Raw genomic sequence first — 21,506 nt, 5'->3', positions numbered from 1 at the left:
TGAACGCGTCTTTTCGACTCGGAGGCAGCAGTTTAATCTAAGTGATCGAAAGTAGAAGAGGGGCGCGGCAAAATATTTGCCGCTGAGCGCAAAAATGACCGTGACCGACGAAATCCGCCAGCGACTGCAGGCCGAGTTCAACCCGCGTGAACTGGAAGTCGTGGATGACAGTGAACGCCATCGCGGCCACGCAGGGTTTCAGGAAGGCGGCGAAAGCCACTTTAACGTCCGCATTCGCGCTGCCGCGTTTCAGGGGCAGTCCCGCGTTGCGCGCCACCGGGCCGTTCACAAGGCCCTGGGCGACATCGTTCCGCGCATCCACGCCCTGGCTTTGGACATCGGTGATTGAAGCCTTCCGTCCGACTTTTCCGATTATTGTCGGTTTTTCCAATAGTCTGCTATGTTTCCCGTGATTTGCGCGGAGGAAACTATGGAACAGATGAGCCACGCCGTTCGTACGGTGCTGTCAAAATACGCAACCTTTCAGGGGCGCGCGCCGCGCTCCGAGTTCTGGTGGTGGGTGTTGGCGCTCTTTTTGGTGCTGGTTGTCACACAGTTGATAGACGGTGCGGTGGTGGCGCCTTTGCTGGGGTTCGATGCTTTCGCTTCGGAAGCCGGTCAACCGCTGTCGTGGCTAGTCTCGTTGGGCGTGATCCTGCCGAACATCGCGGTGGGCGTGCGACGTCTGCATGACACCGGGCGGTCCGGTTGGTGGATCCTGATCGGTTTGATTCCGCTGATCGGCACGCTGATCCTTCTGTATTTCTACATTCAACCCAGCGAGCAGGCCGAAAACGCCTATGGTGCCGCGCCGGCCTGACGCGGTCTGAGCCTAGCTGTCGGGCTTTTCTTTTTCGTCCTCGGCATCCGCTTTGGGGGCATCTTCTGACTTGGCCGGTTTCAGCGTCAACGGCGGGTCGTCGTGATCCTGCGCGATGCGGGCCGGAGCCTCGACTTGACCGGCCTCAGCCGCATCGTCCGGGCCAGGAACCGGCCGTGCCAGAGGAGTGTCATCCTCTTCTGGCGGGGTCAGGAGTGCGGCGACGTCGTCGTTGGCGACTTCGGTTTCGACCGCACGGCGAAACACCAGAACATTGCGCCAGTTTTCCGCGGTTCCGGTCAGGCCGACCCGCTCCTCGCTGGGCAGTAGCTCGGCGCGCTGGTACTCCCAGCCTTTCGCACCCAACTCGTTCAGCAATTGCTCGATGGTGACGGCAAACCGGCCCTCGGGTGTTTTGACCCCTTTGGCTTTGGTGCCTTTCTTGGGGGCCGGGACGACCTTGTATTCGTAACGCTGCATCAATGGTTCCTGAACTGGTGTTGGCGGGCAATGTATCGTTCCGTCCGGGACGGGGAACAGAAAACTTCGCGCCCCGCGAATTTCAGCCTCGACTGTTGCTTTCCCCCTGCGTCGCCTTTGAGGCGATCTTCAGGCACAGCTCGGTCGCCACCGCCATGTCCTGGACCGAGATCCACTCCAGCGGCCCGTGGATGCATTGCATCCCGGTAAAGATGTTGGGGCAGGGGGTGCCGAATTCGGTCAGGCGCGACCCGTCGGTGCCGCCGCGGATCGGAACCGAGACCGGATCGATCCCCATGTCCCGGCAGGCCTCGCGCGCCAGATCCACCGGTGTCATGTCCTTTTCCAGCCAATAGCGCATGTTGCGGTACTGGTGGCTGATCTCGACGCTGATCTTGGCGCGCGGTTCGCTGGCCTGAACCGCGTCGCAGACCTTGCGCACCAGTTCGCCCTTGGCTTCCAGCCCGTCCATCTCGAAATCGCGCAGGATCAGCTTGATCTCCATCTCGGACGAGCCGCCGTTCAGGTCGGTCACGTGGATGAACCCTTCGCGCCCGTCGGTGACTTCGGGGGTCATGGTGGCCTGCGGCAACGTCTGCACGATCTTGGCCGCCAGATGGGTCGCGTTCACCATCTTGTCCTTCGCCAGGCCGGGGTGAATCGAAACGCCCTCGATCCTGATCACCGCCCGGTCAGCCGAGAAGCTCTCGTATTCGATCTCGCCCAGTTGCTGCCCATCCAGCGTATAAGCGAAGTCGGCGCCCAGATCCTTGGGAAGCGCCTCGGTCACACCGCGGCCGATTTCCTCGTCGGGGGTAAAGGCGATGCGGATCGGTCCGTGCGCGACTGTCCGATCGGCCAACAGGTGCCGGGCCATGGTCATGATGATCGACACGCCCGCCTTGTCGTCGGCGCCCAGCAGCGTGGTGCCCGAGGCGGTGATCAGGTCGTCGCCGACCTTGCTGGCCAGATAGGGATGCTCGGCCGGGGACAGCACCAGCGACGGATCGTCGGGAAAGGTGATGTCGCCGCCATTGTAGCCCTTGATGACCCGCGGCTTGACCCCGGTCGCGTTGAACTGCGGTGCAGTGTCCACATGGGCCAGAAAGCCGATAGTCGGCCCCGGCGCGGTGCCCGGAATGGTGGCCAGAACGACGCCATAGTCCGTCATGGTCACATCCTGCGCGCCCATTTCGGTCAGTTCCTGCCGCAGCAGGTTCAGCATGTCGTATTGGATTTCCGTGCTGGGGGTGGTGGGTGAGTTTTCGTCGCTCTGGCTGTCGATAGCAGCGTAGCGAACCAGCCGGTCCTCCAGCTCCTGGTCAAATCTGTTCTGCATGGCACCTTACCTCTCTGGCCAAGACAAAGGCCGCAACCGGCCGCCCGAGTCAAGCGCCGCCTCGAGCCTGGAAGGCGTCAAGAACTCCGGGTAAAACTTTGAGCAACCGGGCAAACCCGGCTGCCGGGCCTGTACAAATGGAAAGACCTTATTGGCCCAGCTTCTGCGCAACCAACTGGTTGACCGCCTTGGGGTTGGCCTTGCCGCCGGTGGCCTTCATCACCTGTCCGACGAACCAGCCGGCCAGCTTTGGGTTCACCTTGGCCTTCTCGACTTGGGCCGGGTTGGCAGCGATGATCTCGTCCAAAGCAGCCTCGATGGCACCGGTGTCGGTCACCTGCTTCATGCCGCGCTCTTCGACGATCTGCGCCGGGTCGCCGCCTTCGGTATAGACGATCTCGAACAGGTCCTTGGCGATCTTGCCCGAGATGGCGTCCGAGGCGATCAGGTCGATGATCTCACCCAGCTGCGCGGGCAAAACCGGCGAGTCGGTGATGTCGCGGTCATCTTTCTTCAGGCGGCCGAACAGCTCGTTGATGACCCAGTTCGCGGCCAGCTTGCCGTTGCGACCCTTGGCGACCTCTTCGAAGTACACGGCCGATTCAACCTCGGCGGTCAGCACCGAGGCGTCATAGTCGGTCAGGCCGAAATCATTGATGAACCGGGCTTTCTTCTCGTCTGGCAGCTCGGGCAGCTTGGCGGCGATGCCATCGACCCAAGCTTGCTCGATCTCAAGCGGCAGCAGGTCGGGATCGGGGAAATAGCGATAGTCGTGCGCCTCTTCCTTGGACCGCATCGAGCGCGTCTCGCCCTTGTCGGGGTCATACAGGCGGGTTTCCTGCTCGACCTTGCCCCCGCCCTCGACGATGGCGATCTGGCGACGCGCCTCGACCTCGATGGCCTGCTGGATGAAACGCATCGAGTTCATGTTCTTGATCTCGCAACGCGTGCCCAAGTGCGAAAAGTCCTGCGTTTCCATGTATTTCTCATAGTCGCCCGGACGGCAGATCGACACGTTCACGTCGGCCCGCAGATTGCCGTTCTGCATGTTGCCGTCGCAGGTGCCCAGATAACGCATGATCTGGCGCAGCTTGGCGATATAGGCGGCGGCCTCTTCCGGGCCGCGGATGTCGGGGCGGCTGACGATCTCCATCAGGCAAACGCCGGTGCGGTTCAGGTCGACGAAGGACATGTTCGGATCCATGTCGTGGATCGATTTGCCTGCGTCCTGTTCCATGTGGATACGCTCGATGCGCACCATGCGCGCGGTGCCGTCGCCCAGTTCCACCAGAACTTCGCCTTCGCCCACGATCGGGTGATACAGCTGGGAAATCTGGTAGCCCTGTGGCAGGTCGGGATAGAAATAGTTCTTGCGGTCAAAGGCCGATTTCAGGTTGATCTGCGCTTTCAGGCCAAGACCCGTGCGCACTGCCTGTTCCACGCAGAATTCGTTGATCACCGGCAGCATGCCCGGCATGGCCGCATCCACGAAAGACACGTTCGAGTTCGGCTCGGCCCCGAATTTGGTCGATGCCCCCGAGAACAGCTTGGCATTGGACGAGACCTGCGCGTGCACCTCCATCCCGATCACCAGTTCCCAGTCGTGCTTGGCACCGGCGATGGTCTTGGGTTTGGGCAGTTCATAGGTCAAGTCGAGCATGGCGCGCCTCATTTCCGCAGAAGTTCAGGCATGGGTATTATGCCCGGCAAGGCCAAGGGGCAAGGGGCAAAGGGCGCCGAGACGCAATTCTCAGTGGCTGGTCAGTTGCAGACCTGAAGGCGTGAAGGTCACGTCGGTCCCGTTGCGCAATTCCTCGCGGAACAGATCACCGATGGCGCGCAAGGCGTCACGCTGTCCACGTGCCGCGAACCGCTCGGGTGAGTTGACGCGGACCGAGTTGTTGAACCCGTTGGCCGCGTGGGCCCAGATCAGCGGGTGCAGTTCGGTCAAATGATCGCGGATCAGCCATTGGGCGGCCTCCCTGATCTGGGACCGGACCAGATCGGCCTTGTCGTCCAGACCGAACCCATTCTGCACCGTGATCGCGCAATACGAGGCCAGCAGGTTGATCGTTTTCTGGTCCGGCATCCGTTGCACGATGTCGCGTAGACCTTCCAGAAAATACTCGATGTCCAGCCGCGCGCAGGCTTGTTCATCCAATGCAATTGCGTCGAACTGAACCCATGTGTATCCGCCGGCACCCCACGTGTCGCGCGTGTTCGCGGCATTGCGCAGGGCCTGCACCTCAAGCTCTTCATAGCTGCCGAACCATCGCGGCAGCAGGTGGCTGCCCATCGCGCGCATGTGTCGATGGTTTCGCGGATCCAGCGAAATAAGGCGTTCGTATTGATCCGCCACCCGGGCCCTCTTGGTGCGCTGACCAGCCAGCAGGGCACAGTCGGCGGCGGCGACCACAGGGCTGTCCGGCAGCGCCTTTCGGCACTCGGGAAGGATGGCTGCAGCCCGGTCGAAATGTGCAGCACAGCGTGAACGATGCAGCGGCGGCAGCGCCGCGTCCAGAGCCGTGCCACGCCACGCCCATGCCAGATCGATGTGGGCCAGAGCGACGATGAGAGCAATCATCGGATCATCGGGATGATCCTGTTTCACACCCTCAAGTTCGGAAATACCGCCAAGCAGGTCGTACTCGGCGATCGCACCGCCGTCGGACAGCGCGTGTTCGGCGGCCAGGACAACATCCGATCGCGCGCCAAACGCCAGAAGATCGGCGATGGGCAGCCCGTCCGGGGCAGTTGTCCGCGCTTGGTCCGCGGCCCGGATCTCGGCTGACAGTTCGGCCCAGCGATCCTGCCGAGCATGATGGCGCCCGCGTTCGATCATGTCCCGCCCGATCAGGTCAGCCGCACCCAGTTCCGCAACGGGAATATTGAGACGCCCGACATCTTCCAGACAGCGGGAACCCGCGTCCGAAACCGGAGCCACGTGACTTGATAGGGGACTGATACGGGCAAGACCTGCCCAGAACGACCGGAACATCGAAAACACTCGAAACTGTACAAACTTGTTAACTAACGATGAATTCTGAACCGGAATTGTGACCAGTTCAAGGATTCTAACATTAAACTTTCTGCTTCAATGGATCAGACAGGATCAATCGACGCGGATTCCGTGAATCGTTTCAGAAAACCGTGAAATGGTGCCGGTCGACTCGAAACCCGGCCTGTTGCAGCGCCTGTTCCAGATGTTTGTGCGGCGGTAGGGCCTCGTCCGGCAGGCGCAACCGCTTGCCGCTGGTCAGAACGACGGACACGCGCACCGAGAAGTCCCAGCGCGTGTCGAAGCGGAAGAAGTCGATCTCGGTCAGGTCGATCTCGCCCTGCCGCGCGCCCGAATGCCAGCTCAGTTTGGCCGGGTCCAGGTTCAGCCCGGCATCGGTGTCGCGCAGCACGTCCCACAACGCGGGCAGGGTGCCCAGCGCCAGCAACCCGATCAGCCACCAGGCCGCGCCGAAAACCAGCACAAGTGCCAGCAGCCCCGCATAGACAGCGGCCAGGATGGCGATGCTGCGGGGCGATCGGTTGTGTCGGGTAAAGCGAAACCCGGAGCCCTCGGCCGCCGTCATGCCCCGAGGATGCGCGAGATCATCTCGGTCGTGTCGCGCGACAGGTTCGGGGTTTCGGCGATGCGGGTCAGTTGGGCGCGGATCAGGTCCTGACGGTCGGCGTCATAGCGTTTCCAGGTCTGGAAGGCGGTGCACATGCGCGCGGTGGTCTGCGGGTTGACCGGGTCCAACCGGATCAGCCAGTCGGCCAGCAGGGCGTAGGCCTCGCCGCTGGCGTGGTGGAACCCGGCATGGTTCATTGCCAGCCCACCCATCAGCGCACGGAATCGGTTGGGGTTCTTCCAGTTGAAATCCGGATGCTCGGACAGGGCGCGGGCGATCCGCGGCGCATCGTCCGGGGCGGCCAGCGAGGCCTGAAGCCCGAACCATTTGTCCAGAACCAGCCGGTCGTGGTGCCACTGATCGTAGAATGCCGCCAGTTCCGCCTGACCTTTGCCAGCACGCAGCAGGCAGGACAGGGCGCTGAGCTGCAGGGTCATGTTGTCGGCCTTGGCATAGACCTCGGCCGCCATGGTCCCGCCGTCCAGCCGGGTGGTCAGCGCCAGCGCGGCGCTGCCCAGGGCGCGCTTGCCCGCCTGTTCGGCATCGGGCGAATAGGGGCTGTCCACCAGCGCCTCGGAGTGCAGGGGGGGCAGCAGGTCCTGCATGTGCTGGGCGGTGGCCTGGCGCAGGGTCTCGAACGCGCGCCATATCGCCATCGGGTCGGGCGTTTCGCCCTGTTCGTGCAGCGCGGCGGCCAGTTCCGATTGGGTCGGCAGGCCCAGCATCAGCGCGCGATAGGCCGGGTCCAGATCGGCGTCGCGCAGAACCGCCAGCAGGCCATCCAGGTATTCGGCATCGGGGGCCGTGTCCTGGGTGATCATCCGTAGCAAAGTGTCTTGCGCCAGCGTCCGCCCGGCCTCCCACCGGTTGAACGGATCGGTGTCATGGCCCAGCAAAAACGCGCGTTCGGCGTTCGGGCGGTCGTGTTCAAGGATCACCGGCGCCGAGAACCCCCGCAGGATCGAGGCGACGGGCCGCGCGGCCAGCCCCTCGAAGGTGAAGCTCTGGCGCGCTTCGGTCAGTTCCAGCACCTCGGTGCCGCGCACCTCGTCGCCATTCGGACCCAGCAGGCCCACGGCCACGGGGATCACCTGCGGCAGCTTCTCGGGCTGGCCGGGCGTGGCTGGGGTGCTCTGAGACAGGGTCAGGGTATAGGTGCCGTCGGCCCAATCCTCCTCGACCTTCACCCGGGGCGTGCCAGACTGGCTGTACCACCGCTTGAACTGTGTCAGGTCGCGGCCGGTCGTGTCCTCGAACACTTTCAGCCAGTCCTCGATCGTGCAGGCCTGCCCGTCATGGCGTTCGAAATAAAGATCCAGCGCCTTGGAATAGGCCTCGTCCCCGACCAGCGTTTTCAGCATTCCGATCACCTCGGCGCCTTTCTCATAGACGGTCGCGGTGTAGAAGTTGTTGATCTCTTGAAAGCTTTCGGGGCGCACGGGGTGCGACAGCGGCCCGTTGTCCTCGGGGAACTGGCGCGCGCGCAGGTCGATCACGTCATGGATGCGCTTGACCGGGGCCGAGCGCATGTCCGAGGTGAACTGCGCGTCGCGGAACACGGTCAGCCCCTCTTTCAGACACAGCTGGAACCAGTCGCGGCAGGTGATGCGGTTGCCGGTCCAGTTGTGGAAATACTCATGCGCGATGATCGCCTCGATCCGTTCGAAATTTGCATCGGTCGAGGTTTCAGGGCTGGCCAGCACCGCCGACGAGTTGAAGATGTTCAGCCCCTTGTTCTCCATCGCGCCCATGTTGAAATCATCCACGGCGACGATGTTGAACACGTCCAGATCGTATTCGCGGCCATAGACGTCCTCGTCCCATTTCATCGACCGCTTCAGGGCCTCCATGCCGAAGGCGCATTTGCCCTCGTCCCCGGGGCGGACCCAGAGGTTCAGATCGACATGCCGTCCCGATTTGGTGGTGAAACTGTCGGAATGGGCAACCAACTCTCCGGCGACCAGAGCGAACAGATAGGCGGGCTTGGGCCAAGGGTCGGTCCATTCGGCCCAGCCTTCGCCCTTGCCCGTCGGGTTGCCGTTCGACAGCAGCACCGGCAGGTCGCCGTTGATGCGCACGGTGAAGGTGGTCATCACGTCAGGCCGGTCGGGATAGAAGGTGATTTTGCGGAACCCCTCGGCCTCACACTGGGTGCAGTACATGCCATTGGACATATAGAGCCCTTCGAGCGCGGTGTTGTTGCCGGGGTCGATCTCGACCTCGGCCTCCCAAATGAACGGCGCGTCGGGGACGCTTGCGGTCAGGCCCTTTTCGGTGACGTCAGGAGCGATCGGGGTGCCGTCGATGCTGGCGCGGATCAGCTTCAGCTCTTCACCGTGCAAAAAGAACGTGCGGTCGGTGGCCTGCGGATTGGGCCGGAACGCGATGCGCGATGTCACGCGCGTTGCCTGCGGGGCCAGATCGAAGGTCAGGTGAACGCTGTCGATCAGAAAACCGAAGGGCGAATAGTCGGACAGGTAGATCGTGGTGGGGGCAGCGTCGCGCATCTGGGGCCTCGTGTCGGTGTGTTCCCGCGCGACGTTAGGAGGATCGCCGTGGCGCTGCAAGCAGGCGGGTCTGGGCGGCATTACCTTGCACGGTTTGAAGCTGTTTCAGGCGGAATTGAAAGGCGGATTGATGCAGCGGCAAGTTGCCTATCGGAAACAATGCCCCTAATTGAAGACTGCATACAACGGCACACGATGGGCAGGAGATTCGAGTCATGAGCGGCAGAGCTATCCGGAGCGGATTGGACGTAGATCAGGTTCTGATCGATTTCATCGAGGAACGCGCGCTTCCCGGAACGGGCGTTGAGCCCGATGCATTCTGGGCTGGTCTTTCGCGGATGGTGTCCGAGTTTGGCCCGAAAAACCGCGACTTGCTGCAAAAGCGTTCGGATATCCAGGGCAGTGTCGACGCTTGGCACCTTGCGCGCAAAGGCCAACCCATCGACATGGCCGAGCATCAGGCGTTCCTGCGCGAAATCGGTTATCTGCTGGATGAAGGCCCCGATTTCCAGATCGACACGGCGAATGTCGACCCCGAGATCGCCGCGACGCCCAGCCCGCAACTGGTGGTGCCGATCACCAATGCGCGTTTTGCCCTGAACGCGGCCAATGCCCGCTGGGGCAGCCTGTATGACGCGCTCTATGGCACCGACGCGATGGGCGACCTGCCGCAGGGGGGCGGCTATGACGCGGCACGCGGTGCGCGGGTCATCGCCTGGGCCAAGGCGTTTCTGGACGAGGCCGCGTCGCTGGCCCAAGGCAGCTGGGCCGATGTGGCCGGTCTGAAGGTCGAAGGCGGCGCATTGGTTCCAGCGCTGGCCGAACCCGGGAAATTCGTGGGCTTCGGCGGCGCGGCCGAGGGTCCGGACTTCGTGCTGCTGAAGAACAACGGTCTGCACGTCCAGATCATGATCGACCCGTCCAGCACCATTGGCGCCTCGGACCCGGCGGGCATTTCCGACGTGCGCCTGGAATCGGCCCTGTCCACTATCATGGACTGCGAAGATTCGGTGGCCTGTGTCGATGCCGAGGAGAAGGTCGTGGCCTATGGCAATTGGCTGGGCCTGATGAAGGGCGACCTGACCGAGGAGGTTACCAAGGGCGGCCGGACATTTACCCGCAAACTGTCCGAGGACATCGCCTTTATCCGGCCCGACGGATCGGCCGGCAGCCTCAAGGGCCGGTCGCTGATGCTGGTGCGCAATGTGGGGCACCTGATGACCAACCCCGCCGTGTTGGACGCCGAAGGCAACGAGATCGGCGAGGGGCTGATGGACGCGCTGTGCACCACGCTGATCGCGATGCACGACCTGCAGCGTGATGGCGGCAACTCGGTCCACGGTTCGGTCTATGTGGTCAAGCCCAAGATGCACGGCCCAGAAGAGGTCGCGTTCTCGGTCCAGATCTTCGACATGGTCGAGGACATTCTGGGCCTGCCGCGCAACACCGTGAAACTGGGCATCATGGATGAGGAACGCCGGACTTCGGTGAACCTCAAGGAATGCATCCGTGCGGCGAAATCGCGGGTGGCCTTCATCAATACCGGCTTCCTGGACCGGACGGGGGATGAGATCCACACCTCGATGGAGGCCGGGCCGATGCTGCCCAAGGGCGACATGAAGAATACGCCCTGGATCCAGTCCTACGAGGATCGCAATGTCGATATCGGGCTGGCCTGCGGGCTGAAGGGCCGGGCGCAGATCGGCAAGGGCATGTGGGCCATGCCCGACCGGATGGGTGAGATGCTCGAGGCCAAGATCGGCCACCCGATGGCCGGTGCGACCTGTGCCTGGGTGCCGTCTCCCACCGCAGCGACCCTGCACGCGACCCATTACCACAAGGTGGACGTTCTGGCCCGTCAGGACGAGATCGCTACCGGAGGTCCGCGCGGCACGCTGGACGATCTGCTGACCATCCCGCTGCTGAGCGGCCGCAACCTCAGCGACGATGAAATCACTCGCGAGATCGAGAACAACGCGCAGGGTATCCTGGGCTATGTCGTGCGCTGGGTCGATCAGGGTGTCGGCTGCTCGAAGGTGCCCGATATCAACGACGTGGGTCTGATGGAGGATCGCGCCACCTGCCGGATTTCTAGCCAGGCGCTGGCCAACTGGCTGCATCACGACGTGATCGGCGCTGATCAGGTTATGGCCGCAATGAAGAAGATGGCCGCCGTTGTCGACCGCCAGAACGCGGACGACCCGGCCTATCGGCCCATGGCGCCGGGGTTCGACGGCATCGCCTTCCAGGCCGCCTGCGATCTGGTGTTCAAGGGGCGGGTGCAGCCCTCGGGCTATACCGAGCCGGTCCTGCATGCGCGACGGCTGGAACTGAAGGCTCGTCAGGGCTAGAACCGGGGCAGACCACCGCAGACAGAGGACAAGATCATGTCGGTTTCACTTAGAAAGGCCCGCACCATCATTCGCAAAACCCTTGAGAAAGGGCGCGAGATGGACCTGAAACCCCTGTCGGTGGTGGTTCTGGACGCCGGCGGCCATGTCATCGCCTTCGAGCGCGAGGACGGCGCGGCCCCGGGCCGGTTCGCGATTGCCCATGGCAAGGCCTATGGATCGGTCATGCTGGGCATGGCAGGCACCGCCCAGATGAAGCGGGCCGAGGCGCAGGCCTATTTCATGGCTGCGGTGAACGGGGTTTATGGCGGGCAGGTCGTTCCGGTTCCGGGCGGCGTACTGCTGCGCGACCGCAAGGGCGCAGTGATCGGTGCCGTCGGGGTAACCGGAGACACCTCGGACAACGACGCCGCTGCCGCCATGGCCGGGATCGAGGCCGCCGGGCTGACCGGCGAGACCTGATCTGCACAAGCGCCGTCCCGCCGCGGCCGCCTGTTTCGGGAAATTCGTCCCGCGCTCTGCGGAAATCGGGAACAATATGTGCGTATCTGAACACGTCCTTGCGCCATGGTGCAGGGCGTGTTTTCTTGCACGTTATTGAAGGGGCGGATAATTTCCGACCAGTTCAAGTAAAACAGCAAGGTAGCACAATGTCCCGACCCGTCGTTGGCATCATCGGCAATTCGTATCTGATGAACGACCAGTACCCCACCCATGCCGGGGGGACGATGAATTCGGACGCGGTCGCGAATGTCTCGAACTGTCTGCCGCTGCTGATCCCGGCCGATCCGCGCTATGTCGACGTGACCGAGCTGCTTGAGGTGTGCGACGGGTTCTTGCTGACCGGTGGCCGCCCCAACGTTCACCCCGAGGAATACGGCGAGTCGGCAACTGACGCACATGGCGAATTCGACCGGGCGCGCGATGCGATCACCCTGCCGCTGGTACGGGCCTGCGTGGAACGCGGCCAGCCCTTTCTGGGCATCTGCCGGGGCTTCCAGGAGGTCAACGTGGCCATGGGCGGCACTCTGTACCCGGAAATCCGCGATCTGCCCGGCCGGATGAACCACCGCATGCCGCCCGATGGCACGCTGGAAGAGAAATTCGCCCTGCGCCATGTGGTCAAGCTGACCGAGGGCGGGGTGTTCCACCGCCTGTTCGGTGCCAGTGAGGTGATGACCAATACGCTGCACGGGCAGGGCATCAAGACGGTGGGCAAGGGCGTGGTGATCGACGGCCACGCGCCGGATGGTACGCCCGAGGCGATCTATATCCAGGATGCGCCCGGGTTCACCCTGTCGGTGCAATGGCACCCGGAATGGGATGCCGCGAATGACCCGGTGTCGCGGCCTCTGTTTCAGGCTTTCGGCGACGCGGTGCGGGCTTGGTCGGCAAGTGCAATGCCGACGCCGGTGCGGCAATCGGCCTGACAATCGGCTCTCGGATTTCTTCAAAAGACCGGCGCGGCAATCACCGCGCCGGTCTTTTTTCGTTTCACACCAGCAGGTTGAACTGCTTGTTGAGCGGCAGGGTCCGAGCGCGCTGGCCGGTCAGGTCAAACAGCGCGTTGCCAAGCGCCGGCATCGAGGGGGGCGTGCCGGGCTCGCCCGCGCCACCCATGAAGCGGTTGGTTTCCAACACCTGAACCTCAACCTGCGGCGCGGTGTGCATGCGCAGCGCGTCATAGTCGGGGAAGTTCATCTGTTCGACCTCGCCATCGGCGAAGGTGATCTCGCCGTAGCAAGCCGCCGACAGGCCATACATCATGCCGCCGGACATCTGCGCCTTGACGTTTTCAGGGTCCAGCGCCAACCCCATGTCGCAGGCGATCCAGGCCTTGCTGATGCGGATGGTGCCGTCTTCGTCGGTCACCTCGATCACCTGCGCGACCGGGGTGCCGAAGCTGTAGGTGAAGGCCACGCCGCGCCCCACGCCATCGGGGGTCTTGCCCGTCCAGTCGGACATGTCGCGCACCGCCTCGAGGCACCCGGCCGAGGGCGCGTGTTCGTCGCGCATCAGCTCCAGCCGGAACTCCAGCGGGTCGCGTCCGGCGGCATGGGCCATCTCGTCGATGAAGGTCTCGTGGAAGAAACCGTTGTGGCTGTTGCCGACCGAGCGCCAGAAACCCACCGGGATCTTCAGGTCGGCGATATGGCCGCTCATGCGATAGTTGGGCACCGCGTAGGGCTGGTTGAAGAACCCTTCGACCAGAACCTTGTCCGGGCCAGCGCCGGGCATTCCGGTATAGCGCTCAACGGCTTGCTGCGTGCAGGACTGCGCGGCGACCGCACCATCGATGAGCACTGCTTTGCCATCCTGAACCGCACCGCGCATCCGTGCCATCGCACCGGGGCGGTAGTAGTCGTGACGCATATCTTCTTCGCGGCTCCAGGTGGTCTGGACCGGAGTGCCGGGCATCGCCATGGCCACTTTGGTGGCGATGTCGCCGAAATCCAGCTCTCCGCGGCGACCAAACCCGCCGCCCAGATAGGTGGTGTGGATTTGGACGGCTTCGGTGTCCAAACCGGCCGTGTTGGCAACGCGGAACTGGATCAGCGTGGGGGCCTGGTTGCCGCACCACAGTTCCAAGGCGTCGCCGGTGAACAGCGCGGTGGCGTTCATCGGTTCCATCGTGGCGTGGGCCAGGTAGGGGACAGTGTATTCAGCGTCGATTACGGTCGCGCCTTCGGGAACGATGCTGACATCGCCGTCATCGCGCATGGTCGAGTTCGGATCCGCGTCGAAGGCCTTGGCGATCTCGGCAAAGATGGCGTCGGTTTCAGGGGGATAGGGGGCCTCGCCCCAATCAACGCCGATGGCCTCGACCGCCTGGTTGGCCAGCCAGGTGTTGGTGGCGATCACCGCGACACCGTTGCCCAGATCGACGATCTTTTCCACGCCCGGCATTGCCTTGGCGGCGCTGTCGTCAAAGCCGTTCATCTGGCCGCCCAGCTTGGGGTTCATCCGGACGCTGGCGAATTTCATGCCGGGCAGGCGCACGTCAACGCCGAACTGGGCGGTGCCGGTAGCCTTTTCCACCATGTCCAGACGCGGCAGGGTCCGGCCCAGATAACGCCACTCGGACGGGTCGCGCAGCTCTGCCTCAATCGGTTCCATCTGCGCCACGTCTGCAGCCAGGTCGGTATAGGCGATCTTGCTGTCATCAGGCGCGATGACATGGCCCGAAGCGGTCTTCAACTGAGCCCGATCCACCCCCAGTCGGTCGGCGGCGGCCTGTTTCAGCGTCTCGCGGGCGGAGGCACCAGCCGCGCGCATTCGCTCGAACCCGTCCTTCATCGAGGTCGAGCCGCCGGTGACCTGCAGGCTGAGCGCTTTGCCGATCACGCCAAGGGCCTCGCCCAGATTGTGCTGGAAGTTCGAGACGTCATAGCCCTTGTTGGGCAGGCTCTCGCCGATCAGGGCCGAGTTGTAATAAGCCGCCGCCGCAGGTCCGTGCAGAACGGTGACCTGATCCAGATCCACGTCCAGTTCCTCGGCAATCAGGGCGGCCCAGGTGGTTTTCACGCCCTGGCCCATCTCGGCGCGGGGCGCAAACAGGGTCACGCCGTTCTGGTCGATCAGGATGAAAGGGTTCAGCGCCGCTTCGCCCTCGCCCGGTTTCAGCGGGTTCTTGGCGGGACGGTTGACGTAATAGACCCCGAAAGCCACGCCGCCGACGATGGCGGCAGATCCGATCAGGAAGGTGCGGCGCAGGATTTTTCCGATGCTGGCCATGGATCAGGCCTCCTTCAGCTTGGCGGCGGCGTCGTTGATCGCGGCGCGGATGCGGGGGTAGGTGCCGCAGCGGCACAGGTTGCCCTGCATCGCCTCGTCGATTTCTTCGTCAGAGGGGGCAGGGTTTTCGGCCAGCAGCGCGGCGGCCTGCATGATCTGCCCCGACTGGCAATAGCCGCATTGCGCGACCTGATGGTCGACCCAGGCCTGCTGGATCGTGGCCAAGTTGTCGGGCGTCCCCAACCCTTCGATCGTGGTGACCTCGCCCCAGACATCGGACAGGGCAACTTGGCACGAGCGGACGGCCTCGCCGTCGATCTGCACCGTGCAGGCTCCGCAGGCGGCCACACCGCAGCCGAACTTGGTTCCGGTCAGGCCCACCTCGTCGCGCAGCACCCACAGAAGGGGGACATCGTCGGGCAGATCGACCTGATGTGGCTTTCCGTTGATCGTCAGCGTGGTCGCCATGGCGTACCTCTTTTGGCTGTGGCTGGTTTCTGACATAATTGATGAAAAATGTCAGTGCGTCAATTGACAATTTCGCGCGAAACTGTCAGAGGTCAATTCATGGCGGAAAAACTGGATGATACACGGGCAAAGGCGATCCTGACTTCGGCGTTTCAGGCCTTTTCCGCCTATGGGTTCCGCAAGACCTCGATGGATGACATAGCGCGTGGCGCGGGCATGTCCCGTCCAGCGGTCTATCTGCATTACAAGAACAAAGAGGCCATCGTTAGCAGCCTGACACAGGCGCATTACGCCGAAAAGATCGCGGCGGTGGCACATGCGCTGCAGGGCGACGGAGCGGTGTCCGAGATCCTGGCGCGGGCGATTGAAGCGCAGATCGCCGGGATGGCGGCCATACTGGCATCGCCGCATGGGCTGGAGATGCTGGATACCAGCAAGTCCACCGCTGCCGACATCGTGGCCGAGGGCGAGGCGGCGCTGGCGGATCTCTACGCTGAATGGCTAAAGCGCGAACTGGCGGCCGGTCGCGTGCGCCTGCCGGACGGTCCGGCCGAGACCGCGCGGACCATCACCGCCGCGCTGAAGGGGATCAAGATGACCGCCTCGAACGCCGAGGAGTTCGAGCAGCGCATTGCCCAGTTGTCCGCGCTGATCGGCGCGGGGCTTGAGGTCAGGTAACCCGCTGCCGGACCTTGAATTCCGGTCTGTCCCACAAACGGTTCTGCATGATGTCAGTCAGGATCTCGACGGCGCGCGACACGTCGCATTCGTCGATATACAGCGGCGTGAAGCCGAACCGCATGATGTCGGGCGCGCGGAAATCCCCGATCACGCCGCGGGCGATCAGGGCCTGCATCGCCGCGTACCCGTCGGCAAACCGGAACGAGACCTGGCTGCCGCGCATCGCGGGGTCGCGGGGGCTGGCCAGTTGTAGATCGGGGCAGGTGGCCTCGACCTGCTGGATGAACTGCTCGGTCAGGGCGATGGACTGCGCGCGCACATCGTCCATGTCGGCCATGTCCCAGATATCCATCGTCGCGGCCAGCGCGGTCATCTGGATCACCGGAGGCGTGCCGACGCGCATGCGCTCGATGCCCGCGCCGGGGCGATAATCGAGGTCGAAGGCAAAGGGGGCCTCGTGCCCCAGCCAGCCCGACAGGGCCGGGCGCGCGGTGTCGGCCCATTTCGGCGCGACATAGATGAAGGCCGGGGCGCCCGGACCGCCGTTCAGGTATTTGTAGGTGCACCCGACCGCGAAATCGGCGTTGCAACCGGCCAGGTCCACCGGGATGGCCCCGGCTGAGTGGGCCAGGTCCCACACGGTGATGACGCCCCGAGCATGTGCCAGTTCGGTCAACGCCTTCATGTCGTGCTTGCGACCGGTGCGATAGTCGACCTCGGTCAGCATCAGCACCGCGACCTCGTCGGTAATGTGCTCGGCCACGGCCTCGGGGTCCACGACCCGAAGCTCGTACTCCTCGCCCAGCGAGCGCAGCAGCCCGTCAGCCATGTAGAGATCGGAGGGAAAGTTGCCATTGTCTGACAGCACCACCTTGCGCCCCGGGTTCAGCTCCAATGCCGACGCAACCGCCTGATAGACCTTGATCGACAGCGTGTCGCCTACCACGACCGTGCCGGGTGCGGCGCCGATCAGGCGGCCGATCCGATCGCCCAGGTCAGTCGGCATGCTCATCCATCCGGCCTTGTTCCACCCGGTGATCAGCATTTGGCCCCATTCCTCGGTCAGCATCTTCTGCACTTTCGCGGCCGCCGCCTTGGGCAGAGGGCCCAGCGAGTTGCCGTCCAGATACAGCACTCCTTCCGGCAGGTGGAACATGGCTTTGGTGGCGGCGAAATCGGTCATGATCAATCCCGGTGTTTTCTTGTGTCCGAACCGGGGTATCGGATCGGTGCCGGGCTGTCTACGCCCACCTGTTTGTGGCTCGGGTGCACAATATTCGGCCGCAGGGCCAAGATGCTTTGCCATCGGGGTCTGAAAGCGGTAGGACTTGGCCCGGAAGCGACATGTGTCGGTGCATGTCGTCATTCAAAAGGGATGCACATGCGCCGTATCGACGTACCGCCACTGTGGCTTTTGGGCTTCGCGGTGTTGGCCTGGTTGCAGGGCCGTTATCTGTCGCTCGGCCTGTCGCTGGAAGGCGGGTTGACCGACCTGCTGAGCGGTCTGCTGATTGGTGGGGGTATCCTGTTGGCGGTTCTGGCAATCGTAGAATTCCGCCGCCACCGTACGACGGTCATTCCGCATGAAACACCCACCGCAATGGTGCAATCGGGCATCTACAAACGCAGCCGCAATCCAATCTATCTGGGCGATGTCCTGATCCTTGCCGGGTTGATCCTGCGCTTCGATGCCGTGCTGTCGCTGGTTTTGGTTCCGGTCTTCGTCTGGGTACTGGAACGGCGGTTCATCCTGCCCGAAGAGGACCGCCTGCGCCGCACCTTCCGTGCGGACTTCGCGCGTTACGAACGCAAAACCCGTCGGTGGATCTGAAATGCGCCGACCCGTGACACAACGTAATGAATGCTGCGCTTGCGAAATAATGTTGCGCAGGATAGATCTTTGCTTAACAAACAATACCGACCACCCGCTCGGTCAGAGTGAAAATTAGGGGGACTTGCCGGTGAAAATAGGCACGCCAAAGGAAATACTGAAAGGCGAGAACCGGGTCGCGATGACTCCGGAGTCAGCCGTGCAGCTGCAGAAATTGGGCTACGAATGCGCCATCGAGAAGGGGGCCGGTGCTGCCGCCGGTTTCTCGGACGAGGCTTACGAGGCCGTCGGGGTGGAAATCGTCAAGACAGCCGCCTCTTTGTGGAAATCGTCGGACATCATCGCCAAGGTGCGCGTGCCCACCGAGACCGAAATGAAGCGCCTGACCAAGGGCAAGACGCTGATCTCGTTCTTCAACCCGGCAGGGAACGAAGAAGGGATGGAATTGGCGAAAGCCAAGGGCGCCAATGTCATCGCGATGGAAATGGTGCCCCGCATCAGCCGCGCGCAGAAGATGGACGCTTTGTCTTCGATGGCCAACATCGCCGGGTACCGTGCGGTGATCGAAGCGGGCAACAACTTTGGCCGTTTCTTCACCGGCCAGGTGACGGCCGCGGGCAAGGTGCCGCCGGCCAAGGTTTTGATCGTTGGTGCCGGCGTGGCAGGTCTGGCCGCCATCGGGACGTCGACGTCGCTTGGCGCGATCACCTATGCGTTCGATGTGCGCCCCGAGGTCGCCGAACAGGTCGAGTCGATGGGCGCCGAATTCGTCTATCTGGACTTTGAGGAAGAACAGCAGGATGGCTCGGCCACCGGTGGGTATGCTTCCGTTCAGTCCGAGGAGTTCCGCAATGCTCAGCTGGCCAAGTTCCGCGAGCTGGCGCCCGAGATGGACATCGTTATCACTACGGCCCTGATCCCCAACCGCCCGGCCCCCAAGCTGTGGCTTGAGGATATGGTCAAGGCGATGAAGCCCGGCTCGGTCATTGTAGACCTTGCGGCCGAGCGTGGAGGCAATGTCGAAGGCACCGTGCCGGATGAAAAGGTCGTGACCGACAATGGCGTGACCATCATCGGCTATACCGACTTTCCCAGCCGGATGGCGGCTCAGTCTTCGTCGCTTTATGCGACCAACATCCGTCACATGATGACTGACCTGACCCCCGACAAGGACGGTCAGATCAATCACAACATGGAAGATGACGTGATCCGTGGCGCGACCGTCACCTACGAAGGTGAGATCACATTCCCGCCACCACCGCCCAAGGTGCAGGCCATCGCGGCCAAACCCAAGGCCGAGGTCAAGGAACTGACGCCCGAAGAAAAGCGCGCGCAAGAGATCGCGGCCTTCAAGGCGCAGACCAAGCAGCAGGTTACCCTGCTGGGCGTGGGCGGGGCGCTGATGCTGTTGGTGGGGCTGGTGGCTCCGGCCAGCTTCATGCAGCATTTCATCGTCTTCGTGCTGGCCGTTTTTGTGGGCTTCCAAGTGATCTGGAACGTCAGCCACAGTCTGCACACACCGTTGATGGCGATCACCAACGCGATTTCCTCGATCATCATCGTAGGCGCGTTGATGCAGATCGGGTCGGGGTCTTTCCTCGTCATTCTGCTGGCGGCGCTGTCGATCTTCATGGCCGGGATCAACATCTTCGGCGGTTTCCTCGTAACCCGGCGCATGCTCGCCATGTTCCAGAAATCTTAAGGAGGCCGGGCACATGGAATTTGGCTTCACCACTGCCGCCTATGTCGTTGCGGCTGTTCTGTTCATCCTTTCGCTCGGCGGCCTGTCGAACCAGGAAAGCGCCAAGCGCGCGGTATGGTACGGCATCGTCGGCATGGCGCTGGCGGTGTTCGCCACGCTGGTCGGCCCCGGGTCGGGCCTGTGGCTGCTGTCGCTGCTGCTGATCATCGGCGGTGGTCTGATTGGTCAATACGTGGCGCAGCGCGTCCAGATGACCGAGATGCCGCAGCTTGTGGCCGCCATGCACTCGCTGGTGGGTCTGGCGGCGGTTTTTGTCGGCTACAACGCCCATTTTGAGATCAAGAACGTCGCCGAAGTCTTTGCGATCGTTGACGCGGCCAAGGATGCCGACCTGTCGGATCTGGGGGCCTTCGCGAAACTGATCGCCAAGAAAACCCCGGCCGAGCTGGCCATTCTGCATGTCGAGCTGTTCCTGGGCATCTTCATCGGTGCGATCACCTTTACCGGTTCGGTCGTGGCCTATGGCAAGCTGGCCGGCAAGGTCACCTCGGCGGCCACCAAGCTGCCGGGCGGGCATGCGCTGAACGCGGCGGCGGCTGGCCTCTCGCTGATCTGTCTGATTTGGTACACCGCTTCGGGTGGCTTCTTCCCGCTGTTCCTGATGACGCTGGCGGCGCTGTTCATCGGTTATCACCTGATCATGGGCATCGGCGGTGCCGACATGCCGGTGGTGGTTTCGATGCTGAACAGCTACTCGGGCTGGGCCGCGGCTGCGATCGGTTTCTCGTTGGGCAACGACTTGCTGATCGTCGTCGGCGCGCTGGTCGGCTCGTCGGGCGCGATCCTGTCCTACATCATGTGCAAGGCGATGAACCGTCACTTTGTCAGCGTGATCCTGGGCGGCTTTGGCGGCACTTCGGGGCCCCAGATGGAAGTCGAAGGCGAACAGGTGGCGATCGACGCCGACGGTGTTGCAGCAGCGTTGAACGATGCCGACAGCGTCATCATCATCCCCGGCTACGGAATGGCGGTGGCGCAGGCGCAGCAATCGGTCAGCGAGCTGGTCCGTAAGCTGCGCGCGAAGGGCAAGAATGTGCGCTTTGCCATCCACCCCGTCGCGGGCCGTCTTCCGGGCCACATGAACGTGCTGCTGGCCGAGGCCAAGGTGCCCTATGACATCGTGCTGGAAATGGACGAGATCAACGACGATTTCCCGGAAACGGATGTGGCGATCGTCATCGGCTCGAACGACATCGTGAACCCTGCGGCGCAGGAGGACCCGAACAGCCCCATTGCCGGGATGCCGGTTCTGGAATGCTGGAAGGCCAAGCAGGTGATCGTCTCGAAACGCGGGCAGGGCACCGGGTATTCGGGCATCGAAAACCCGCTGTTCTACAAGGAAAACACCCGTATGTTCTATGGCGACGCCAAGCAGTCGCTGGACAAGCTGCTGCCAATGATCGACTGATCCGTGGCTCATATCCTTGGAAAAGGCGCCTCTCGCGGGCGCCTTTTTTCGTTTCAGGGTATGATGCCGTATCAACCCCCAACGGCAGGAGGTGTTCCATGCAGAAGGTAAACGGCATTGGCGGAGTGTTCTTCCGCGCCCGTGATCCGAAGGCTCTGTCGCAATGGTACGAGGCCCATCTGGGCGTCAATCACTATGACCCGGTCCCGTGGAAGCAGCGCGAAGGCTACACCGTGTTTGCCCCTTTCGCCGCAGACACGGACTATTTCGGCGATGCGGCGCAACAATGGATGATCAATTTCCGAGTCGACGATCTGGCGGCCATGGTCGACCAACTGCGTGCGGCTGGAATCGAGGTGGAGACCCGTGACGAATGGAACAGCGAGATCGGAAAATTCGCCCGCTTGCACGACCCCGAGGGCAATCCCATTGAGCTCTGGCAGCCAAATCAATGAGATAGCCGGCTTGTATACCGCGGTATCCACGTAAGTATATGAA

19 protein-coding genes are annotated in these 21,506 nt (G+C 62.9%); 10 read left to right on the top strand and 9 right to left on the bottom strand.

Annotated elements, in window-relative coordinates; all coding sequences use genetic code 11:
* Positions 1–94 precede the first annotated feature (94 nt).
* Complete coding sequence (locus tag ACR3EL_RS11605) at positions 95–349, top strand: BolA family protein (protein WP_093964863.1); 255 nt, start codon at positions 95–97, stop codon at positions 347–349.
* Between the two features lie 81 nt (positions 350–430).
* Positions 431–820 (top strand): DUF805 domain-containing protein, encoded by a 390-nt coding sequence (locus tag ACR3EL_RS11600; protein ID WP_170340319.1) that lies wholly within the window; start codon positions 431–433, stop codon positions 818–820.
* 12 nt (positions 821–832) lie between these two features.
* Here ACR3EL_RS11600 and ACR3EL_RS11595 read toward each other — a convergent pair whose 3' ends face one another.
* The 6 genes from ACR3EL_RS11595 to pepN all read right to left on the bottom strand — a co-directional run bounded on the left by ACR3EL_RS11595 (position 833) and on the right by pepN (position 8,772).
* Positions 833–1,300 (bottom strand): DUF4177 domain-containing protein, encoded by a 468-nt coding sequence (locus ACR3EL_RS11595; protein ID WP_170340321.1) that lies wholly within the window; start codon positions 1,298–1,300, stop codon positions 833–835.
* Between the two features lie 82 nt (positions 1,301–1,382).
* Complete coding sequence (gene pepT / locus ACR3EL_RS11590; RefSeq protein ID WP_480721653.1) at positions 1,383–2,639, bottom strand: peptidase T; 1,257 nt, start codon at positions 2,637–2,639, stop codon at positions 1,383–1,385.
* A gap of 148 nt (positions 2,640–2,787) precedes the next feature.
* A complete protein-coding gene (gene gatB / locus ACR3EL_RS11585) occupies positions 2,788–4,299 on the bottom strand; it encodes an Asp-tRNA(Asn)/Glu-tRNA(Gln) amidotransferase subunit GatB (RefSeq protein ID WP_170340324.1) in 1,512 nt (503 codons plus the stop codon).
* Between the two features lie 90 nt (positions 4,300–4,389).
* Complete coding sequence (locus ACR3EL_RS11580; protein WP_480721652.1) at positions 4,390–5,637, bottom strand: hypothetical protein; 1,248 nt, start codon at positions 5,635–5,637, stop codon at positions 4,390–4,392.
* A 142-nt stretch (positions 5,638–5,779) separates the two neighbouring features.
* Positions 5,780–6,223 carry a hypothetical protein gene (locus ACR3EL_RS11575; RefSeq protein ID WP_480721651.1) on the bottom strand — a complete coding sequence of 148 codons (444 nt, stop codon included), beginning with the start codon at positions 6,221–6,223 and terminating at the stop codon, positions 5,780–5,782.
* Complete coding sequence (pepN, locus tag ACR3EL_RS11570) at positions 6,220–8,772, bottom strand: aminopeptidase N (RefSeq protein ID WP_480721649.1); 2,553 nt, start codon at positions 8,770–8,772, stop codon at positions 6,220–6,222. Before pepN ends, ACR3EL_RS11575 begins: the two co-directional genes overlap by 4 nt.
* Before the next feature lie 215 nt (positions 8,773–8,987).
* Between pepN and ACR3EL_RS11565 the strand changes: the two genes are divergently transcribed.
* The 3 genes from ACR3EL_RS11565 (at position 8,988) to ACR3EL_RS11555 (ending at position 12,553) form a co-directional block, all read left to right on the top strand.
* On the top strand, positions 8,988–11,123 hold the full coding sequence (locus ACR3EL_RS11565) for a malate synthase G (protein WP_170340332.1): 2,136 nt from the start codon (positions 8,988–8,990) through the stop codon (positions 11,121–11,123).
* A gap of 36 nt (positions 11,124–11,159) precedes the next feature.
* Entirely contained in the window at positions 11,160–11,585 is a 426-nt protein-coding gene (locus ACR3EL_RS11560) for a GlcG/HbpS family heme-binding protein (protein ID WP_170340334.1), read from the top strand.
* 188 nt (positions 11,586–11,773) lie between these two features.
* Positions 11,774–12,553, top strand: coding sequence for a gamma-glutamyl-gamma-aminobutyrate hydrolase family protein (locus tag ACR3EL_RS11555; RefSeq protein WP_170340336.1), 780 nt, complete (start codon positions 11,774–11,776; stop codon positions 12,551–12,553).
* Between the two features lie 64 nt (positions 12,554–12,617).
* Here the strand turns inward: ACR3EL_RS11555 and ACR3EL_RS11550 are convergent, their stop codons facing one another.
* Both ACR3EL_RS11550 and ACR3EL_RS11545 read right to left on the bottom strand, forming a co-directional pair.
* Positions 12,618–14,858 carry a xanthine dehydrogenase family protein molybdopterin-binding subunit gene (locus tag ACR3EL_RS11550; RefSeq protein WP_170340337.1) on the bottom strand — a complete coding sequence of 747 codons (2,241 nt, stop codon included), beginning with the start codon at positions 14,856–14,858 and terminating at the stop codon, positions 12,618–12,620.
* Between the two features lie 3 nt (positions 14,859–14,861).
* Positions 14,862–15,326: a (2Fe-2S)-binding protein gene (locus tag ACR3EL_RS11545; RefSeq protein WP_170340339.1), complete on the bottom strand. Its 465-nt coding sequence runs from the start codon at positions 15,324–15,326 to the stop codon at positions 14,862–14,864.
* Positions 15,327–15,425: 99 nt separating this feature from the next.
* Between ACR3EL_RS11545 and ACR3EL_RS11540 the strand changes: the two genes are divergently transcribed.
* Positions 15,426–16,004: a TetR/AcrR family transcriptional regulator gene (locus tag ACR3EL_RS11540; RefSeq protein ID WP_480721647.1), complete on the top strand. Its 579-nt coding sequence runs from the start codon at positions 15,426–15,428 to the stop codon at positions 16,002–16,004.
* Here the strand turns inward: ACR3EL_RS11540 and kynU are convergent.
* Positions 15,997–17,190: a kynureninase gene (gene kynU, locus ACR3EL_RS11535; protein ID WP_170340343.1), complete on the bottom strand. Its 1,194-nt coding sequence runs from the start codon at positions 17,188–17,190 to the stop codon at positions 15,997–15,999. The two genes, ACR3EL_RS11540 and kynU, sit on opposite strands and share 8 nt — an antisense overlap.
* A 198-nt stretch (positions 17,191–17,388) precedes the next feature.
* On the opposite strand from kynU, the gene ACR3EL_RS11530 reads away from it, so the two are divergent.
* The 4 genes from ACR3EL_RS11530 to ACR3EL_RS11515 all read left to right on the top strand — a co-directional run bounded on the left by ACR3EL_RS11530 (position 17,389) and on the right by ACR3EL_RS11515 (position 21,463).
* A complete protein-coding gene (locus ACR3EL_RS11530) occupies positions 17,389–17,838 on the top strand; it encodes a methyltransferase family protein (RefSeq protein ID WP_093964875.1) in 450 nt (149 codons plus the stop codon).
* A gap of 130 nt (positions 17,839–17,968) precedes the next feature.
* Complete coding sequence (locus ACR3EL_RS11525; protein WP_170340345.1) at positions 17,969–19,540, top strand: Re/Si-specific NAD(P)(+) transhydrogenase subunit alpha; 1,572 nt, start codon at positions 17,969–17,971, stop codon at positions 19,538–19,540.
* Positions 19,541–19,553: 13 nt separating this feature from the next.
* On the top strand, positions 19,554–21,008 hold the full coding sequence (locus ACR3EL_RS11520; protein ID WP_093964877.1) for an NAD(P)(+) transhydrogenase (Re/Si-specific) subunit beta: 1,455 nt from the start codon (positions 19,554–19,556) through the stop codon (positions 21,006–21,008).
* 98 nt (positions 21,009–21,106) lie between these two features.
* Positions 21,107–21,463: a VOC family protein gene (locus ACR3EL_RS11515; RefSeq protein WP_480721645.1), complete on the top strand. Its 357-nt coding sequence runs from the start codon at positions 21,107–21,109 to the stop codon at positions 21,461–21,463.
* Positions 21,464–21,506 lie beyond the last annotated feature (43 nt).

The organism is Ruegeria sp. BJ3 (assembly GCF_056535665.1).
The sequence above is the reverse complement of the archived record's forward strand: the minus strand, read 5'-3'. Positions and strand labels throughout refer to the sequence as shown.

What these genes read in the sequence shown, in the direction of transcription:
- ACR3EL_RS11605 (WP_093964863.1), top strand. Translation starts at nt 95, where the DNA reads ATGACCGTGACCGACGAAATCCGCCAGCGACTGCAGGCCGAGTTCAAC.
- ACR3EL_RS11600 (WP_170340319.1), top strand. Translation starts at nt 431, where the DNA reads ATGGAACAGATGAGCCACGCCGTTCGTACGGTGCTGTCAAAATACGCA.
- ACR3EL_RS11595 (WP_170340321.1), bottom strand. Translation starts at nt 1,300, where the DNA reads ATGCAGCGTTACGAATACAAGGTCGTCCCGGCCCCCAAGAAAGGCACC.
- pepT (WP_480721653.1), bottom strand. Translation starts at nt 2,639, where the DNA reads ATGCAGAACAGATTTGACCAGGAGCTGGAGGACCGGCTGGTTCGCTAC.
- gatB (WP_170340324.1), bottom strand. Translation starts at nt 4,299, where the DNA reads ATGCTCGACTTGACCTATGAACTGCCCAAACCCAAGACCATCGCCGGT.
- ACR3EL_RS11580 (WP_480721652.1), bottom strand. Translation starts at nt 5,637, where the DNA reads ATGTTCCGGTCGTTCTGGGCAGGTCTTGCCCGTATCAGTCCCCTATCA.
- ACR3EL_RS11575 (WP_480721651.1), bottom strand. Translation starts at nt 6,223, where the DNA reads ATGACGGCGGCCGAGGGCTCCGGGTTTCGCTTTACCCGACACAACCGA.
- pepN (WP_480721649.1), bottom strand. Translation starts at nt 8,772, where the DNA reads ATGCGCGACGCTGCCCCCACCACGATCTACCTGTCCGACTATTCGCCC.
- ACR3EL_RS11565 (WP_170340332.1), top strand. Translation starts at nt 8,988, where the DNA reads ATGAGCGGCAGAGCTATCCGGAGCGGATTGGACGTAGATCAGGTTCTG.
- ACR3EL_RS11560 (WP_170340334.1), top strand. Translation starts at nt 11,160, where the DNA reads ATGTCGGTTTCACTTAGAAAGGCCCGCACCATCATTCGCAAAACCCTT.
- ACR3EL_RS11555 (WP_170340336.1), top strand. Translation starts at nt 11,774, where the DNA reads ATGTCCCGACCCGTCGTTGGCATCATCGGCAATTCGTATCTGATGAAC.
- ACR3EL_RS11550 (WP_170340337.1), bottom strand. Translation starts at nt 14,858, where the DNA reads ATGGCCAGCATCGGAAAAATCCTGCGCCGCACCTTCCTGATCGGATCT.
- ACR3EL_RS11545 (WP_170340339.1), bottom strand. Translation starts at nt 15,326, where the DNA reads ATGGCGACCACGCTGACGATCAACGGAAAGCCACATCAGGTCGATCTG.
- ACR3EL_RS11540 (WP_480721647.1), top strand. Translation starts at nt 15,426, where the DNA reads ATGGCGGAAAAACTGGATGATACACGGGCAAAGGCGATCCTGACTTCG.
- kynU (WP_170340343.1), bottom strand. Translation starts at nt 17,190, where the DNA reads ATGACCGATTTCGCCGCCACCAAAGCCATGTTCCACCTGCCGGAAGGA.
- ACR3EL_RS11530 (WP_093964875.1), top strand. Translation starts at nt 17,389, where the DNA reads ATGCGCCGTATCGACGTACCGCCACTGTGGCTTTTGGGCTTCGCGGTG.
- ACR3EL_RS11520 (WP_093964877.1), top strand. Translation starts at nt 19,554, where the DNA reads ATGGAATTTGGCTTCACCACTGCCGCCTATGTCGTTGCGGCTGTTCTG.
- ACR3EL_RS11515 (WP_480721645.1), top strand. Translation starts at nt 21,107, where the DNA reads ATGCAGAAGGTAAACGGCATTGGCGGAGTGTTCTTCCGCGCCCGTGAT.